This window comes from Cellulosimicrobium sp. NPDC057862, from assembly GCF_042797035.1.
Classification (GTDB): Bacteria; Actinomycetota; Actinomycetes; order Actinomycetales; family Cellulomonadaceae; genus Cellulosimicrobium.
The window spans coordinates 54,847-70,629 of the sequence record NZ_JBHVMH010000012.1; the positions used below are offsets into that span (position 1 = coordinate 54,847).

Consider the following 15,783-nt stretch of genomic DNA (forward strand, 5'->3'; position numbering starts at 1 on the left):
TGCGGAAGCACGAGATCGACGAAGCGGGGCACTTCATGCACGGGCACGACCGGTCCACCGACCGCACGCACGAGGACTGCCAGGACGAGATCCGTCCCACGGTCTGGGGGTACTCGACCTGGACGACGGCGCGCTGCCTCCAAGGCGCCGTCGCCGGAGCGCAGGACCGCATCGTCCAGCGCACCGACGTGCTGGTCCCCGGCCTGACACCGCGCGAGCTGGACCGCGTGCGGCGGCACGCCGAGTGGCACGCGTCGGTCGACGGCGTGCGTCTGGGGATCGTCGCGGGCGCGGCGACCGCGATCGCCGCGGTCCTCGTCGGCCGCGACCTGGCCCCCGTCGCCCTCGTCCTCGTCGCCGCGCTCCTCGGCCTCGCGGCCGCGCTCCTCACCCCGACTCTCCTGCGGGTGGCCGGCCCCCGGCTCTCGCGCGTCGAGCGCCGCGCCCTGCGCGACGCCGTCGAGATCCGGCGCGTGCGCCTCGCGCCCCCGACGTCCGCGGGGATGCGCGTGCTCGTCGCGATGAGCGCGGTCGAGTCGATCTCCGGCCGCCTCGACGAGCAGGAGGCGGCGATCGCGCGCGAGCTCCTGTGGGTCGCGCTCGACGCGGTCCGGCGCGACGACGTCGCGGGTGTCGACCACGCGACGGCCGCGATGCTGCGCCTCACCGTGCGCGCCGCCCGCACGCCGTTGCCGCCCGTGCGCGACGAGCACCGGGGCTGAGCTCCCGCGTCGCCCGGGTGAGCCGTCCGGCGGGACCCCGACCTCGGAAGGGTCCGCACCCGCCGTCAGGAGGGGCAGGACGTGACATCTGTCCCGTGCCGCGCGCCGTGCAGCGTGGTTGTGTGGGTCGCATGGCGACACTCGAGATCGACTCGCTGACCAAGACCTACGGCGACGTGCGCGCCCTGCGCGGGACGTCGTTCGACGTGCGCGCCGGGGAGATCTTCGGCTTCGTCGGCTCCAACGGGGCCGGCAAGACCACGACGATGCGCATCGTCCTCGGCGTGCTCGCCGCCGACGGCGGCGAGGTGCGCTGGGACGGCAGACCGATCGACCTCGCCGCGCGCCGCCGCATCGGCTACATGCCCGAGGAGCGCGGGCTCTACCCGCGCATGAAGGTGGGCGAGCAGCTCGTCTACCTCGCCCGGCTGCACGGGCTGTCCGCGGCCGAGGCGAAGGACGCGATGGAGCGGTGGACCACGACGCTCGGCGTCGACGCCCGCCGCGGCGACGAGGTGCAGAAGCTCTCGCTCGGCAACCAGCAGCGCGTCCAGCTCGCGGCGGCGCTCACGCACGACCCCGAGCTGCTCGTCCTCGACGAGCCCTTCAGCGGGCTCGACCCCGTGGCCGTCGACGTCATGAGCAACGTGCTCCGCGACCGCGCCGAGGCGGGCGTCCCCGTCGTCTTCTCCTCGCACCAGCTCGACCTCGTGGAGCGCCTGTGCGACCGCGTCGGGATCATCAAGGACGGCGCCATGGTCGAGGTCGGCACGATCGACGAGCTGCGGCGGACCGAGACCGAACGATGGGTCGTGGACGGGCCACCGGGAGCGACCTGGATCGGCGCCGTGCCCGACGCGCGGGCCGTCAGCCTGGCGGGGTCGCGCACCGTCGTCGAGCTCACGCCGGGCGACGGGGCCACGGGCGACGGAACCGTCGACGGGACGAGCGGGCGCGAGCAGGCCGTGCTGCGCGCCGCGCTCGCCGCCGGGCCGGTGCACGAGTTCTCGCTCGTGCGACCGTCGCTCACCGAGCTGTACCGCGACGTCGTGAGCGCCGAGGAGAAGCCGGCCGGGACGGCCGCGGAGACCGTCGAGGTGGGGGCATGAGCACGGGGACCTCGTTGACGTCCTGGGGTGCGATCCGCCTCGTCGCGAGCCGCGAGATCATGACGCGGCTCCGCTCGAAGTCGTTCGTGTGGCTGACCGTCGTCCTCGTCGGCGCGGTCGTGCTCGGCGGGTTCGTGCTCAACGCCGCGAGCTCGTCCGGACCGACCGCCGAGCGTGTGGGCGTCACGCCCGAGACGTCGGCGCTCGCGGAGTCCATCGAGGCGACGGGCAGCACGCTCGGGACGGAGGTCGAGACGGTCGACGTCGCCGACGACGCCGCCGGAGAGACCCAGGTCCGCGACGGCGACCTCGACGCGCTGGTCACCGGGACGGCCGACGCGCCGACCGTCGTCGTCGACACCGAGCTCTCCCCCGGTCTGACGGCCGTCTTCACCACCCTCGCCCAGCAGACCGCGCTGTCCGACGCCGTCGCGAGCCTCGGCGGCGACCCCGCCCAGGTCGCGGGCGACATCGCGACGGCCGAGCCGACCGTCCGCACGATCGGCGAACCCAGCGAGTTCGACCCGACGCGCTACGTCACCGGCCTCGTCACCGGCATCCTGCTCTTCATGGCCATCATGATCAGCGGCCAGCTCATCGCGCAGGGCGTCGTCGAGGAGAAGACGAGCAGGGTCGTCGAGCTCCTGCTCTCGACCGTCCGCCCGTGGCAGCTCATGGCGGGCAAGGTGCTCGGCATCGGCCTCGTCGGCCTCGGGCAGGTGGCGCTCGTCGTGCTCGCGGGCGTCGGCACCGCGCTCGGCCTCGGCCTGGTCGACACGTCGACGATCGACCTCGGCACCGCGGCCCTCTGGGCGCTCGTGTGGTTCGTCGTGGGGTTCGTCAGCTACGCCTTGCTCATGGCCGGTCTCGGCGCGCTCGTGTCGCGCCAGGAGGACGTCGGCGCCGTCACGACCCCCGTCACGTTCCTCATGATCGTGCCCTACATCGTGGGCGTCTCCGTCGCACCGTGGGCCCCGGACAACCCGCTCGTCGTGTGGCTGTCGTACGTCCCGCTGTGCTCGCCGCTCCTCATGCCCGTGCGCATCGCGCTCGGCAGCGCCGAGACCTGGGAGGCGCTCCTCGCCCTCGGCCTCTCGCTCGCTGTCATCCCGGTGCTCGTCTGGCTCGCGGCGAAGATCTACTCCAACGCGGTCCTGCGCACCGGCGCCCGCGTCAGCCTCAAGGACGCCCTCCGCACGTCCTGACCGCGAGGTAGAGTCCCGGTCCGCCGAGGTAGAGGCCTGGTGCGACGCCGGCTCTACCTCGGGTGACCAGGGCTCTACCTCGTGTGACCAGGGCTCTACCTCGCGACGTCGGTTCTCCGACGGCGTGCGGGCGCGACAGGGGAGCCGTCAAGAGTCTTGATGTCGAGACACATCGAGTACCCTCGCGTCATGGACCAGCAGCACGAGGACGAGGTCGACCGCATCGTCGCGGCGTGGCAGCGCGAGCGGCCCGACCTCGACGTCGAGCCGCTCACCGTCTTCTCGCGCGTCGACCGCCTCGCGCGGCACCTCGACCGCGCGCGCCGCACGGCGTTCGCGCGGGGGCACCTCGAGACCTGGGAGTTCGACGTCCTGTCGGCGCTGCGGCGGGCCGGCGAGCCGTACCGCCTCTCCCCCGGCGCCCTCGTGACGCAGACGCTCGTGACGAGCGGGACCATGACGAACCGCATCGACCGGCTCGAGGAGCGCGGGCTCGTGCTGCGCCGCCGGTCCCCCGACGACCGGCGCGGCGTGCTCGTCGAGCTCACCGCCGACGGACTGGAGCGCGTCGACACGGCGATGACCGACCTGCTCGCGGTGGAGGCCCGCATCCTCGACGCGCTGGAGCCGGGCGGCCGCCCTGCGCTCGCGGCGCTCCTGCGTACAGTCGTAGGACAGTTCGACGACTGACCGACGGCCCGGCTGACCGGGCGGCGGCGTCGCACGCGCCCGCACCCGGAGGTCACCGCCCGATGCCGTCCCGGCCGCCCCGCCCGAGCACGTTCCGCGGCGGGATCGACGGCGTGCTGCTCGTCGCGGTGCTGCTCGTCGCGGTCAACCTGCGCGCGCCGCTCACGGCGCTGCCGCCGGTCGTCGCGGACGTCGCGGCGGACCTGCACCTCACCGCGGCGGCCGCGGGCCTGCTCACGGGCATCCCCGTGCTCTGCTTCGCCGTGGCGACGCCCGCGGTCGCGGGCCTGCTGGGGCGGTCGTCGCTGCGGACCGCGATCGCGGTCGCGCTCGGGCTGATCCTGGCCGGGACGCTCGTGCGGTCGGCGGACCTCGCCGCCCTCGGCGCCGACGCCCTCGGCACGGCGGGGACCTTCGCCGGCACCGTGCTCCTCGGGCTCGGCATCACGACGGCGAACCTCGCCGTCCCGATGATCGCGCAGCGCGACTTCCCCGGGCACGTCGCGACGGTGACCGGCCTGTACACGGCCGCGATCAACGTGGGGACCGTCGCGACGACGGCGCTCACCGCACCCCTGGCCGACGCCGTCGGGTGGCGCTGGGCGCTCGCGTCGTGGTCCGTCCTCGCCGTCGTCGCGCTCGTGTGGTGGCTGCGCGCGGTCCCGCGCGAGGCGAGCGGGCCGGGACGGGCGGCGACCGACCGGGCGAGCGGGACGCCGTCGGGCACGACGGCGCCCTCCCACAGGGCGCGGCCCGCACCCGGCGACGCGGGCAGGTCGGGCGACGAGGCCGCCCCTGACCCCGACGACCTCGCCGCCGCGGTCGCCGAGGGCGTCACCGGCACCGACCCCGCCGCCGCCCGCGAGCGCCACGTCCTGGCGACGCCGTTCACATGGTGGCTGTGCGCGATGTTCGCGCTCCAGTCGTCGAGCTTCTACGCGCTCACGGCCTGGCTGCCGCTCATCCTGGAGGACCTCGCGGGGATCCCGCGCGCGGCGTCGGGCGGCGCGGCGTCGCTGTTCCAAGGGTTCGCGATCGTCGGTGGGCTCGCCGTGCCGCTGGCGGCGCGCCGCTGGTCGCTGCGGCAGAGCTTCGCCGTGATCGCGGTGCTGTGGCTGGCGCTGCCGGTGGGCCTGCTCGTCGCGCCCGACCTGTGGGCGGTGTGGGCGTCGATGGCCGGCATCGCCCAGGCGGCGAACTTCGTCGTCATCTTCACGCTCGTGGCGCAGCGCTTCTCGACCGTCCGCCGCGGGCGTCAGGCCTCGGCGACGGTGCAGTCGGTCGGCTACTGCTTCGCCGCCGTCGCGCCGACCCTCGCCGGTGCTCTGCACACGGTGACCGGGACGTGGACGACGCCGGTCGCCGTCGTGCTCGGCGCGCTCGTGCTCATGACGGGGATCGGACTCGCCCTCACGGGGTCCCCCCGCTCTCACGCGAGGTAGCCACCACGGCTCCACCTCGGGAGACCACGGCTCTCCCTCGCGCTCGCTCCCCTCGGCGGGCACCACCCCCTTGACCCGCGCGGCGAGGCGTGTTTATGGTGTACACATCGTTTATGCCATACACGTCAGTGTGCGCCGCACACCGGCCAGCACGTCCGACCGAGAAGGAGAAGGCGATGACCGAACCGATGATCGCCGTGCAGGGGCTCGAGAAGTCCTACGGCGACCACGCCGTGCTGCGCGGCGTCGACCTGACCGTGCGCCGCGGCGAGATCTTCGCGCTGCTCGGGCCCAACGGCGCCGGCAAGACCACGACCGTCAACATCCTCACGACCCTCGTGCGGCCTGACGGCGGCACGGCCCGCGTCGCGGGGGCCGACGTCGTGCACGACGCGGCGCGGGTGCGCGAGACGATCGCGCTCACGGGCCAGTACGCGTCGGTGGACGAGTTCCAGACGGGCCGCGAGAACCTCGTCATGATGGGCGAGCTCGCCCACCTCCCCCGGCGCACCGTGCGCCGACGAGCGGACGAGCTCCTCGCCCGCTTCGACCTCACCGACGCCGCCGAGCGCCGCGTCGGCACGTACTCGGGCGGCATGCGCCGTCGCCTCGACCTCGCGATCAGCCTCGTCGCCGACCCCGCGGTCCTCGTCCTCGACGAGCCGACGACGGGGCTCGACCCGGCGTCGCGCGCCCAGCTCTGGGACGTCGTGCGCGGCCTGGCCGCCGACGGGACGACGGTCCTGCTGACGACCCAGTACCTGGAGGAGGCCGACCGCCTCGCCGACACGATCGCCGTCCTGCACGACGGCCGCGTCGCCGCGCGCGGCACGGCGGCCGAGCTCAAGGCGCTCGTCGCGGGCGACCACGTGCGCGTCGCGTTCGACGACCCCGCGAGCCTCGCGGCCGCCGTCGGGCTCGCGCCGACGCTGGGGCTCGCCCGCACGACCACGGACGAGAAGGACCTGTCGCTCACCGCGCCGAGCGACGACCCCGTCCGCACGATCCGCGACGTGCTCGCGGCGGCTGACTCCCACGACCTCGCGGTCGTCGGCGTCAGCGTCGTCAAGCCCACGCTCGACGACGTCTTCCTCGCGCTGACCCGGAAGGAGGGCGCCCGATGAGCGCCACCACGCCCACGCTCACGACCTCCCCGGCGCGGCCGCCGCGCACCGCCGCGCGCGCCCGACAGACCCCCGCGACGGCCGCGCGCGACGTGCGCACGATGGTCGCGCGCGAGACGCGCCGCCAGCTCCGCAGCGTCGACGGGCTCATCACCGCGTTCGTGCTGCCCGTCATGATCATGCTCGTGTTCGTCGTCATCTTCGGCGGCGCGATCGGCGGCGACGACTACATCGACTACGTCGTGCCGGGCGTGCTCGTCATGTGCCTCGGGTTCGGCTCCGCCACGGCCGCGGTGGGGGTCGCGCAGGACATGACGTCAGGGACGATCGACCGGTTCAAGACGCTGCCGATCTTCGGCCCGTCCGCGCTGTGGGGCCACGTCGTGGCGAGCGTGGTGCGCAACCTCGCGTCCGCGGTCGTCGTCGTGGCCGTCGCGCTCGCGCTGGGCTTCCGTCCCGACGCGGGTCTCGCCGACTGGCTGGGCCTCGTCGCGTTCGCCGTGCTCGCGGTGCTCACGTTCACGTGGCTCAGCGTCGCGCTCGGGCTGGTGCTGAGCGTCGAGGCGTCGCAGTCGGTGAACTTCCTCTTCCTGTTCGTGCCCTACCTCAGCTCGGGGTTCGTCGAGATCGACACCATGCCGTCGTGGCTGCACGGGTTCGCCGAGAACCAGCCGTTCACGCCGATCATCGAGACGTTCCGCGGCCTCCTCGCGGGGTCGCCCGACGCGACGACGGTCCTCACGGCCGTCGCGTGGCTCGTCGGCTTCCTCGTCGTGAGCTGCGCCGCCGGCTCGTTCCTCTACCGCCGGCGAACGGCCCGCTGACCCCGTCGCCGAGCATGCGGCTGTCGCCCGTCCTGAGCCCGGGACGGGCGACAACCGCATGCTCGGCCCGACACGTGACCACACACGACCTCGGGGATGATGTGGGCATGACGGACGCACCCGACCTCCCGCCCCGGCTCGCGCTCGCGTGGGGCGTCGCCGAACGTCCCGAGCGCACGCCGAAGCGCGAGCTGAGCATCGAGCGGATCGTCGAGGCCGCCATCGAGATCGCCGACGCCGACGGGCTGGCCGCGGTCTCCATGGCGAAGGTCGCGCAGAGCCTCGGCTTCACGACGATGTCGCTCTACCGGTACGTGACGAGCAAGGACGACCTGCTGCTCCTCATGCAGGAAGCCGCGCTCGACGTCGAGTACCCGCCCGCGCACGACCCCGCGGACTGGCGCGCGGAGCTGCGCGAGTGGGCGCAGTTCACGATGGCGGTGTTCGCGTCCCACCCGTGGTTCCTCGACATCCCGGTGACCGGCGCGCCCCTCACGCCGAACAACCTGCGCGGGGCGGACAGCGGGCTGCGCGCCCTGCGCTCCACGCCGCTCGACGACGAGGAGAAGATGTCCGTCATCCTGCTCGTGAGCGGGTACGCGCGGAACGCCGCCCGCCTCCAGACCGACCTGGCGCGCGCGGTCACCGCGGCGGGCGGCGACGTGACCGTCCTGGGCGGCGGCTGGGCCGGTGCGCTGCGCGACCTCGTCGACGAGGTGCGCTTCCCCTACCTGCGCCCGCTCGTCGAGGCGGGGACGTACGCGCAGGAGGGCGAGATCGACGACACCGCCTGGGGTCTCGAGCGCGTCCTCGACGGGATCGCGGTGTACGTCGACGCGCGGGCCGCGGGTGCCCCGGGCGCGGGACGGGACGCGTCCGCCTCGGACGGTACCTCCGACGACGAGGTCGGACCCCGCGGCACCGGCGCGGAGACCGACCCGCGCGACGCCGTCGCGCCGGTCGAGATGGCCGTGCACGTCAAGGACCCGAAGGTGAAGAAGGCGACGCTCAAGCGGCGCGACGCCGAGCGCCGTGTCCGCGAGGCGCAGAAGAAGGTGCGCGAGCTCGAGAAGGCGCTGCGCGAGGCGGAGAAGGCCGAGCGGGAGACGGCGCGGGCTGCGGTGGAGAAGGCGCGCGGCTGACTCGCCGACGCACGACGGCGGCCGGTCACCCCGAGGGGTGGCCGGCCGCCGTCGTCCGTGCGGGAGACGCGTCACTCGGCGAGCGCGAAGCCCGTCGTCCAGGACGTCTTCTCCCCCGCGGCGAGGGTGAGCTGGAGGAAGCCGAGGGCCTCGAGCTCGTGCGCGCGCTTCAGGGACCCGGCGTCGACCACGCGGACGCCGGAGACGGCGCCGGCGAGCGCGGCCTTGGCGTCCGCGTCGTCGCCCGCGACGAGGACCGTCGTCGGGAGCGGGCCGACCTGCCCGGACGCGAGGGTCGCGGCGAAGTTCGTGTTGAACGCCTTGAGCACGCGCGCGCCGGGCACGCGCTGCTGGAGCTGCGCCGCGGCCGACGAGCCGTCGGGCACGACGAGGGCGTCGAAGGTCGCGAAGTCGAGCGGGTTGGTGATGTCGACGACGACCTTGCCGTCGAGGCGGTCGGCGTAGAGGTCGACGACCTCCGCGACGGCCCCGTACGGGAGGGCGAGGACGACGACGTCGCCCTTGAGCTCGTCGCCGACCGTGCCGGCCGCGACCCGCGGGTCCAGGTCGGTCGCCTCGCGCGTGAGGACCTGCACCTCGCTGCCCGCGGCGAGCGCGAGGCCGGCGATCGCGGAGCCCATGTTGCCCGCGCCGATGATGGTGATGCTGCTCATGATGGCTTCCCTTCGTGCGCCGGCCGCCCGGTCGGCTATTGGTTGTTGCTACAACCATCACGATACGACGCTAAACTTGTAGCGTCAACTATTACGATGGTCACACCGGAGGAGGCCCGATGACGACAGAACCCCGCTGGCTCGACGACCAGCAGCTCGACGCGTGGAAGCGGCTCGTGGCGGTCGTGGAGCTGCTGCCGGGCGTCCTGGACACCCAGCTCCGGCGCGACGCCGACCTCAGCCACTTCGAGTACTACGTGCTCGCCATGCTCTCCGAGGCCCGCGACCGCACGCTGCGCATGACCGACCTCGCCGGCGCCACCAACGCGACGCTCCCCCGCCTCTCCCACGTCGTGGCCCGGCTCGAGAAGCGCGGGCTCGTCGAGCGCGTCCCGTGCCCCGAGGACCGGCGCGCCACCAACGCGCACCTCACCGACGCCGGGTGGGCCAAGGTCGTCGCGACGGCGCCGGGCCACGTCGCCACCGTCCGGGACCACGTGATCGACGCGCTCACCCCCGAGCAGGTCGGCCAGCTCGACGAGATCGCGGGCGCGATCCTCGAACGCGTCGACCCCGACGACCGCATGGGCTTCCTGCGCCGCTGATACGACCGCGCCCGGCCCCCACGCCGCGGGCGGAATTCCGTTGCCCGCCGGTCGCTCCCGGTCGTAGCGTCGCGGAGGCTCACCCGGAGCCCGCCCCGCACGGTCGACGCAGGGCGATCACAGAAGGTCTTGATGCTCGATGACGGTCCTGGTGCCGGCGAGCGGATCCGTCCGCTCCCGAACGCGTTCCCTGCTGGCACCCGTACAAGGAGCATCCTCGTGTTCGACCTTCGTCTCTTCTCCGTCCGTGAGTCCCGTCACCGCATCCACAACCCGCTGACCGAGCGGCAGCTCGCCGACCTCGGCCGCGCGCTCGACCTGCGGCCCGGGACGCGCTTCCTCGACCTGGCCTGCGGGTCTGGCGAGATGCTCTCCACGTGGGCGCGGGACCACCGCATCACCGGGCTGGGCGTGGACCTCAACCCGGACTTCGTCGCCCACGCCCGGTCCCGCGCCGACGAGCTCGGCGTGGCCGGCTCGGTGCGGTTCGTCGAAGCCGACGCGTCCGGCTACGTGGCCGACGAGCCCGTGGACGTCGCGGCGTGCGTGGGCGCGACGTGGATCGGCGACGGCGTCCCCGGGACGCTCGACCTGCTGCGCCGGAGCCTGCGACCCGGCGGGCTGCTGCTCGTCGGGGAGCCGTACTGGCGCACCGTCCCGACGACCCCGGGGGCCCTGGTCGGCTGCGGGGTGCGGTCGTCGGAGGACTACCTGACGCTCCCGGACCTGCTCGCCTCGTTCGGAGCCCAGGGCTACGACGTCGTCGAGATGATGTGCGCGACCGAGGAGTCCTGGGACCGCTACGCCGCACCGCAGTGGCTGACCATGCGGCGCTGGGCTGACGCCCACCCGGGTCACGAGCTGCACGACGAGGTGCGCCACCTCCTGGCGACCGAGCCGCAGCAGTACGCGGCCTGGACCCGGATCCACTTCGGGTGGGGCGTGTTCGCACTGATGGCGCGCTAGCGGCGAGAGCGGGCGACGGGCGGGCGACCACCCGCCCGTCGCCCGCGGCCCCGCCTGCGGCACCCGCACGCCGGGGTGGACGTCGGCACGGCCGGCGCAGCCGGCGTCAGCCCGCGACCTCGGCCGCCTCGAGCCAGGCCGCCTCCAGCTCGTCCTTCTCGGCCGCGAGCGTGCGCAGCTCGGCGTCGAGCCCCGCGACCGCGGTGAAGTCCGTCGCGTTCGCCGCGATCTTCTCGTGCAGACGGCCCTCGACCTCGGCGATCTTCGACAGCCGGCGCTCGATCCGGTTGATCTCCTTCTTCGCGGCGCGCACCTCGGCGGCGCTCGGCCCGGCCGGGGCGACCGCGTCCGGCGTGCCCTCCGCACCACCGTCGGCCCCGGCGCCCGCCGCCGGCGCGAAGCCGCTCGACGACGCCCCCGCGCCCGCGAGCGCCGCGCGCCGCAGCTCCAGGTACTGCTCGACGCCGCCCGGCAGGTCGCGCACCTTGCCGTCCCCGAGCAGCGCGACCTGCCGGTCCGCGACGCGCTCGAGCAGGTAACGGTCGTGCGAGACGACGATCAGCGTGCCCGGCCAGCCGTCGAGCAGGTCCTCGAGCGCGGCGAGCGTGTCGGTGTCGAGGTCGTTCGTCGGCTCGTCGAGCAGGAGCACGTTGGGCTCCGCGACGAGCAGGCGCAGGAGCTGGAGGCGGCGGCGCTCGCCGCCCGAGAGGTCGCGCACGAGGGTCTGCGACCGCTCGCGCGTGAACCCGAGCCGCTCGACGAGCTGCGACGCCGTGAGCTCCTTGCCGTCCACGACGACCGACCGCTTCTCGTCCTCGATCACCTGGATGACGCGCGACCCGGCGATGTCGTCGAGCTCGCCGACGTCCTGGGACAGCTCGGCGACGTGCACGGTCTTGGCGCGCTTGACGCGCCCCGCGTCGGGCTCGCGGCGTCCGGCGAGCAGGGCCAGCAGCGTCGTCTTGCCCGCGCCGTTGACCCCCACGACGCCGTACCGGTCGCCGGGCCCGAGGCGCCACGTGACGTCGTCGAGCAGCACGCGCTCGGCACCGTCCTCTCCGGCCGGGCCGCGCACCGGCACCGCGACCGTCACGTCCTCGAGGTCGAGCACGTCCTTGCCGAGCCGCTTGGTCGCGGTGCGGGTGAGCTCGAGCGTGTCGCGCGGGGGTGGCACGTCGGCGATGAGCGCCGCGGCGGCGTCGAGCCGGAACTTGGGCTTGGAGGTGCGCGCGGGCGCGCCGCGACGCAGCCACGCGAGCTCCTTGCGCAGCAGGTTGTCGCGCTTCTCCGCCGCGACGGCGGCGGTCCGCTGGCGCTCGGCGCGCGCGAGCACGTAGGCGGCGTACCCGCCCTCGTACCCCTCGACCGCGCCGGAGCCGTCGCCGCGGACCTCCCACATGCGCGAGCAGACGGCGTCGAGGAACCAGCGGTCGTGGGTCACCACGACGAGCGCGCCCTTCGCGCCCGGGCGCGCGAACCGGTCGCCCAGGTGCGCGGCGAGCCACGCGACACCTTCGACGTCGAGGTGGTTCGTCGGCTCGTCGAGGAACAGCACGTCGTGGTCGGCGACGAGCAGCGCCGCGAGCGCGACGCGACGCCGCTGCCCGCCGGACAGCGTGTCGGCGGGGGCGTCGAGGTCGAGGTCGGCCAGCAGGCCGGCGTGCACCGTGCGGATGCTCGCGTCCGACGCCCACGCGTGCGTCGCGGCGTCGCCGTGCACGAGGTCGCGGATCGTCGCGCCGGTGCCGACGTCGTCGCGCTGGTCGAGCAGACCGACCCGCAGCCCGCCCACCCGGGTGACGCGACCGCCGTCGGGCTGCTGCGTGCCCGCGAGCAGGCGCAGGAGCGTCGACTTGCCGGCCCCGTTGGGGCCGACGATGCCGACGCGGTCGCCGTCGTCGAGGCCGAGCGAGACGTCGTCGAGCAGGGTGCGGGTGCCGACGGTCAGCGAGATGCCGTCGGCGCCGAGAAGATGAGCCACACGCACGAGCCTAGGCCGCCCCCCGTGAGTGCAGGAAATAGTCGCCGATCCTCGAGGAGATCGCGACTATTCCATGCACTCACGGGAAGGGCGGTCAGCCCTTGAGGCCCGAGTGGGCCAAGCCCTGGACGAACTGCTTCTGCGCGACGAGGAATACCGCGAGGACCGGCAGCACCGTGAGCGTGGTCGCCGCGAGCTGGACGTTCCACATCGGGCCGCCGTAGGCGTCGACGTACTGCGTGAGCGCCTGCGGGAGCGTGAACCGGTCCTTGCTCGACAGGTACACGATCGGCTCGAGGTACAGGTTCCACGACTTGAGGAACGTGAAGATCGCGACGGCCGAGATCGCCGAGCGCGACAGCGGGAACGCGATCCGCCAGAAGATCCCCCAGCGGCCCAGGCCGTCCATGCGCCCCGCCTCCTCGAGCTCGCCCGGCAGCCCGAGGAAGAACTGCCGCATGATGAACGTCGCGAGCACGCTCGGCGCCCCGAGGATCGGGATGATCACCAGCGGCCAGTGCGTGTCGATGAGCCCGAGCGAGTTGACCATGCGGAACAGCGGCACGATCGTCACCTCGGACGGCACGAGCAGCCCGACGAGGACGAGCAGGAACAGCGCGTTCGCCCCGGGGAACCGGATGCGCGCGAACGCGTACCCGGCCATCGACGACACGAGGATCGTCCCGACCGTCACCAGCGCGGCGATGTAGAGGCTGTTCCAGTACTGCTGCGCGAACGGCTGCAGCCGGAACACCTCCCCGTACGCCGCGAACGACGGGTCCTGCGGCCACAGCGTCGGCACGGCGCGCAGGATCTCGCTCATCGGCTTGAGGCTCGACGTCGCCATCCACCACGTGGGGAACACGAACGGCACGCTGAGCACGACGAGCAGCGCCACGAGGGCCCAGCGTCCCCACCGGCGCCGGGACCGCGCGGCGCGGTCCCGACGGGCGGGCGCGTGCCGTGAGCGGTCCGCGCCGTCGCCGCCCGTGCCCGACGCCGCGGGCCGGGCCGGGCCGTCGTCCGCGCCCGGGAGCGTGGCCGGGCCGGGCATCACGTCAGACTTCATGGAAGACCCACCTCTTGCGCGTCTGCCACTGCACGAGTGTCAGGACGAGGACGATGACGAACAGCAGGACGGAGATCGCGCTCGCGTAGCCGAAGTCGTTGAAGCGGAACGCCTGCTGGTACAGGTAGTAGACGAGCACCGTGGTCGAGTTCCCCGGACCGCCACCCGTGAGCACGGCGATCTGCGCGAAGACCTCGAGCGAGCCGACGATCGTGAGGATCGAGACGAGCAGGAGGGTCGGGCTGATGAGCGGGAGCGTGATCGAGCGGAAGCGTCGCCACGCCCCGGCGCCGTCGATGCGCGCCGCCTCCTGGATCTCCTCCGGCACCCCCTGCAGCGCCGCGAGGAACAGGATCATGTTGAGGCCGACGTTCTTGAACACCTGGACGACGATCACCGAGATCATGGCCGTCGTCTCGCCGCGCAGCCAGTTCGGTCCCTCGATGCCGAGCAGCGAGAGGAACCCGTTGATCCCGCCGTCCGCCTGGAGCAGGAAGCTCCACACGATCGTCCAGGCGACGAGCGACACGACCACCGGCGAGAAGAAGAACGTGCGGAACGTCGTCGTGCCCGGGAGCTTCTGGTTGAGCAGCACCGCGAGGAGCAGCGCGAGCGAGATGTTGAGGACCACGAGGCCGATCGAGAACCACAGGCTCGCGAGGAGCGAGTCGCGCAGGCCGGGGTCGGAGAGCATGCGCTCGTAGTTGTCGGCCCCCGCGAACGTGAACGTGTTCGCGAGGACGTTCCACTCGTGCAGCGAGTACCAGACGACGGCCACCAGCGGCGCGACGACGAACGCGAGCGCGCCGAGCACGGCGGGCGCGACCATGGTGTACCCCACGGCCGCGTCCCGTCGTGCGAGTGCGGAGGACGCCACGCTCAGTCCTCGAGGAGGGGCTGGATCGCCGAGCACGTGTCGGCGAGCACGCCCTCGACGTCCGCGTCCGCCGTCCACAGCGCGTCGAGCTGGGCCCGCACCGTGTCCTGCAGCTTGGCGAAGTTCTGGTGCGACGGCTTGGTCACCGCACCCTGGATGCCGTCGACGACGACCGCCTGGAGCTGGGCCTCGCTGAGCTTCGGGTTCGCGGCCCCGAGCGTCTCGGCGTTCAGGAGCGACTCGCGCGGCGGCGGGAAGTACGCCGCGAGCGTCTCGGCGTTCTCCGGGTTGGTGAACCACGCGAGGAAGTCGGCGGCGACGTCCGGGTGCTCGCCCGCCGCGAAGACGCCGATCCCGGCCTGGCCGATGACGTTCTGCTGGCCCGCGGGACCGGCCGGCAGCGGCAGGACGTCCCACGCGAACGAGTCGTCGAGCGCGGACGCGCGGCTGATCTGCGTGATCGTCATCGCGGAGTCGCCCGCGAAGAAGTCGGCCGTCGTGCCCGGACCGGGCATCGCCTTGTCGACGAACGTCGCGTCGTGGACCCACGTGAGCGCGTCGACCATCTCGGGGTCGGTGAACGTGCACTGCGTGCCGTCCTCGCTCCACGGCGCCGCATCCCAGCCGTCCCAGATCGTCGACAGGTTCTCCCACACCTTGAAGTCGAAGTCGCGCACGACGAGCCCCTGCTTGCCCGACGTCGCGGCGGCGGCCGCGGAGATGTCGCGGGCCTGGTCGTAGGTCCAGTCCCCGGAAGCGACGAGGTCGGCCGGGTTCGGCTGGCCCGCGGCGGCGACCTGGTCGGTGTTGACGAACATCGCGAACGGCGAGTTGGAGAACGGGTAGGCGTAGAGCCCGCCGTCCTTCTCCCACAGCGCGAGCGAGGAGTCCAGGAGGTCGTCGTACTCGTACCCCTCGGTCTCCTGGAGCTTCGGGGCGACGTCCACGAGCGCGCCGCTCGCGACGAACTCGGGCGCGTAGCTCTCGAGGATCCACGCGAGGTCGGGCGCGTTGCCGCCCGCGAGCTGCGTGGTGAGGGACGTCGTGTAGTCCTCGAACGGGATCGTCTCGAACGTCACGCCCGAGACGAGGTCAGGGTTCTCGGCGACGTACGCGTCGGCGATCTCCTGGAACTGCGCGAGCTGCGTCTCGTCCGCGGTCCAGACGGTCATGCGCAGGTCGACGGGCTCGCTGGGCGTGCTGGGCTCGCCGGCGACGTCGTCGCCGCCACCGGAGCACGCGGTGAGCACGAGCGCGAGCGCGGCGCCTCCGGCGGCGAGGGGCACGCCGACGAGACGGCGTCGGGCGCGGGCCGGGCGGGGTGCACGGCGCGGGGTCAGGGGGTTCATCAGT

15 protein-coding genes are annotated in these 15,783 nt (G+C 73.4%); 10 read left to right on the top strand and 5 right to left on the bottom strand.

The window, feature by feature from the left end:
- Positions 1-35: 35 nt before the first annotated feature.
- From ACFVN3_RS14895 to ACFVN3_RS14930, 8 genes are all read left to right on the top strand, one after another.
- Positions 36-722 carry a hypothetical protein gene (locus ACFVN3_RS14895; protein WP_378233682.1) on the top strand — a complete coding sequence of 229 codons (687 nt, stop codon included), beginning with the start codon at positions 36-38 and terminating at the stop codon, positions 720-722.
- Positions 723-853: 131 nt separating this feature from the next.
- The gene (locus ACFVN3_RS14900) at positions 854-1,831 is read left to right on the top strand and encodes an ABC transporter ATP-binding protein (RefSeq protein ID WP_378233683.1); all 978 of its coding nucleotides are present in this window, start codon (positions 854-856) and stop codon (positions 1,829-1,831) included.
- Positions 1,828-3,036 (top strand): ABC transporter permease, encoded by a 1,209-nt coding sequence (locus ACFVN3_RS14905; RefSeq protein ID WP_378233684.1) that lies wholly within the window; start codon positions 1,828-1,830, stop codon positions 3,034-3,036. The genes ACFVN3_RS14900 and ACFVN3_RS14905 overlap by 4 nt, the downstream gene beginning before the upstream one ends.
- A gap of 189 nt (positions 3,037-3,225) precedes the next feature.
- Complete coding sequence (locus tag ACFVN3_RS14910; protein ID WP_378233685.1) at positions 3,226-3,726, top strand: MarR family winged helix-turn-helix transcriptional regulator; 501 nt, start codon at positions 3,226-3,228, stop codon at positions 3,724-3,726.
- 62 nt (positions 3,727-3,788) lie between these two features.
- Positions 3,789-5,168, top strand: coding sequence for a CynX/NimT family MFS transporter (locus tag ACFVN3_RS14915; RefSeq protein ID WP_378233686.1), 1,380 nt, complete (start codon positions 3,789-3,791; stop codon positions 5,166-5,168).
- A 176-nt stretch (positions 5,169-5,344) separates the two neighbouring features.
- Positions 5,345-6,292, top strand: a complete 948-nt coding sequence (locus tag ACFVN3_RS14920; protein ID WP_378233687.1) for an ATP-binding cassette domain-containing protein — start codon at positions 5,345-5,347, stop codon at positions 6,290-6,292.
- Positions 6,289-7,116, top strand: a complete 828-nt coding sequence (locus ACFVN3_RS14925; protein ID WP_378233688.1) for an ABC transporter permease — start codon at positions 6,289-6,291, stop codon at positions 7,114-7,116. Before ACFVN3_RS14920 ends, ACFVN3_RS14925 begins: the two co-directional genes overlap by 4 nt.
- 107 nt (positions 7,117-7,223) lie before the next feature.
- On the top strand, positions 7,224-8,258 hold the full coding sequence (locus ACFVN3_RS14930) for a TetR/AcrR family transcriptional regulator (RefSeq protein ID WP_378233689.1): 1,035 nt from the start codon (positions 7,224-7,226) through the stop codon (positions 8,256-8,258).
- Between the two features lie 71 nt (positions 8,259-8,329).
- Here ACFVN3_RS14930 and ACFVN3_RS14935 read toward each other — a convergent pair whose 3' ends face one another.
- On the bottom strand, positions 8,330-8,932 hold the full coding sequence (locus ACFVN3_RS14935) for an NADPH-dependent F420 reductase (protein ID WP_378233690.1): 603 nt from the start codon (positions 8,930-8,932) through the stop codon (positions 8,330-8,332).
- Positions 8,933-9,051: 119 nt separating this feature from the next.
- On the opposite strand from ACFVN3_RS14935, the gene ACFVN3_RS14940 reads away from it, so the two are divergent.
- Both ACFVN3_RS14940 and ACFVN3_RS14945 read left to right on the top strand, forming a co-directional pair.
- Positions 9,052-9,537, top strand: coding sequence for a MarR family winged helix-turn-helix transcriptional regulator (locus ACFVN3_RS14940; protein WP_237839915.1), 486 nt, complete (start codon positions 9,052-9,054; stop codon positions 9,535-9,537).
- Positions 9,538-9,756: 219 nt separating this feature from the next.
- A complete protein-coding gene (locus ACFVN3_RS14945; RefSeq protein WP_378233691.1) occupies positions 9,757-10,503 on the top strand; it encodes an SAM-dependent methyltransferase in 747 nt (248 codons plus the stop codon).
- 106 nt (positions 10,504-10,609) lie between these two features.
- Here the strand turns inward: ACFVN3_RS14945 and ACFVN3_RS14950 are convergent, their stop codons facing one another.
- The 4 genes from ACFVN3_RS14950 to ACFVN3_RS14965 form a co-directional block, all read right to left on the bottom strand.
- Positions 10,610-12,484 (bottom strand): ABC-F family ATP-binding cassette domain-containing protein, encoded by a 1,875-nt coding sequence (locus tag ACFVN3_RS14950; RefSeq protein ID WP_378233692.1) that lies wholly within the window; start codon positions 12,482-12,484, stop codon positions 10,610-10,612.
- 94 nt (positions 12,485-12,578) lie between these two features.
- Positions 12,579-13,553, bottom strand: coding sequence for a carbohydrate ABC transporter permease (locus tag ACFVN3_RS14955; RefSeq protein ID WP_378233693.1), 975 nt, complete (start codon positions 13,551-13,553; stop codon positions 12,579-12,581).
- Positions 13,543-14,430, bottom strand: coding sequence for a carbohydrate ABC transporter permease (locus ACFVN3_RS14960; protein ID WP_378233695.1), 888 nt, complete (start codon positions 14,428-14,430; stop codon positions 13,543-13,545). The genes ACFVN3_RS14955 and ACFVN3_RS14960 overlap by 11 nt, the downstream gene beginning before the upstream one ends.
- 2 nt (positions 14,431-14,432) lie before the next feature.
- Positions 14,433-15,779 carry an ABC transporter substrate-binding protein gene (locus tag ACFVN3_RS14965; RefSeq protein ID WP_378233696.1) on the bottom strand — a complete coding sequence of 449 codons (1,347 nt, stop codon included), beginning with the start codon at positions 15,777-15,779 and terminating at the stop codon, positions 14,433-14,435.
- Positions 15,780-15,783: the final 4 nt, after the last annotated feature.

Coding starts and splice junctions, on each gene's coding strand:
- ACFVN3_RS14965 (WP_378233696.1), bottom strand. CDS start 15,779: ATGAACCCCCTGACCCCGCGCCGTGCACCCCGCCCGGCCCGCGCCCGA.
- ACFVN3_RS14940 (WP_237839915.1), top strand. CDS start 9,052: ATGACGACAGAACCCCGCTGGCTCGACGACCAGCAGCTCGACGCGTGG.
- ACFVN3_RS14905 (WP_378233684.1), top strand. CDS start 1,828: ATGAGCACGGGGACCTCGTTGACGTCCTGGGGTGCGATCCGCCTCGTC.
- ACFVN3_RS14895 (WP_378233682.1), top strand. CDS start 36: ATGCACGGGCACGACCGGTCCACCGACCGCACGCACGAGGACTGCCAG.
- ACFVN3_RS14920 (WP_378233687.1), top strand. CDS start 5,345: ATGACCGAACCGATGATCGCCGTGCAGGGGCTCGAGAAGTCCTACGGC.
- ACFVN3_RS14915 (WP_378233686.1), top strand. CDS start 3,789: ATGCCGTCCCGGCCGCCCCGCCCGAGCACGTTCCGCGGCGGGATCGAC.
- ACFVN3_RS14955 (WP_378233693.1), bottom strand. CDS start 13,553: ATGAAGTCTGACGTGATGCCCGGCCCGGCCACGCTCCCGGGCGCGGAC.
- ACFVN3_RS14930 (WP_378233689.1), top strand. CDS start 7,224: ATGACGGACGCACCCGACCTCCCGCCCCGGCTCGCGCTCGCGTGGGGC.
- ACFVN3_RS14910 (WP_378233685.1), top strand. CDS start 3,226: ATGGACCAGCAGCACGAGGACGAGGTCGACCGCATCGTCGCGGCGTGG.
- ACFVN3_RS14900 (WP_378233683.1), top strand. CDS start 854: ATGGCGACACTCGAGATCGACTCGCTGACCAAGACCTACGGCGACGTG.
- ACFVN3_RS14935 (WP_378233690.1), bottom strand. CDS start 8,932: ATGAGCAGCATCACCATCATCGGCGCGGGCAACATGGGCTCCGCGATC.
- ACFVN3_RS14925 (WP_378233688.1), top strand. CDS start 6,289: ATGAGCGCCACCACGCCCACGCTCACGACCTCCCCGGCGCGGCCGCCG.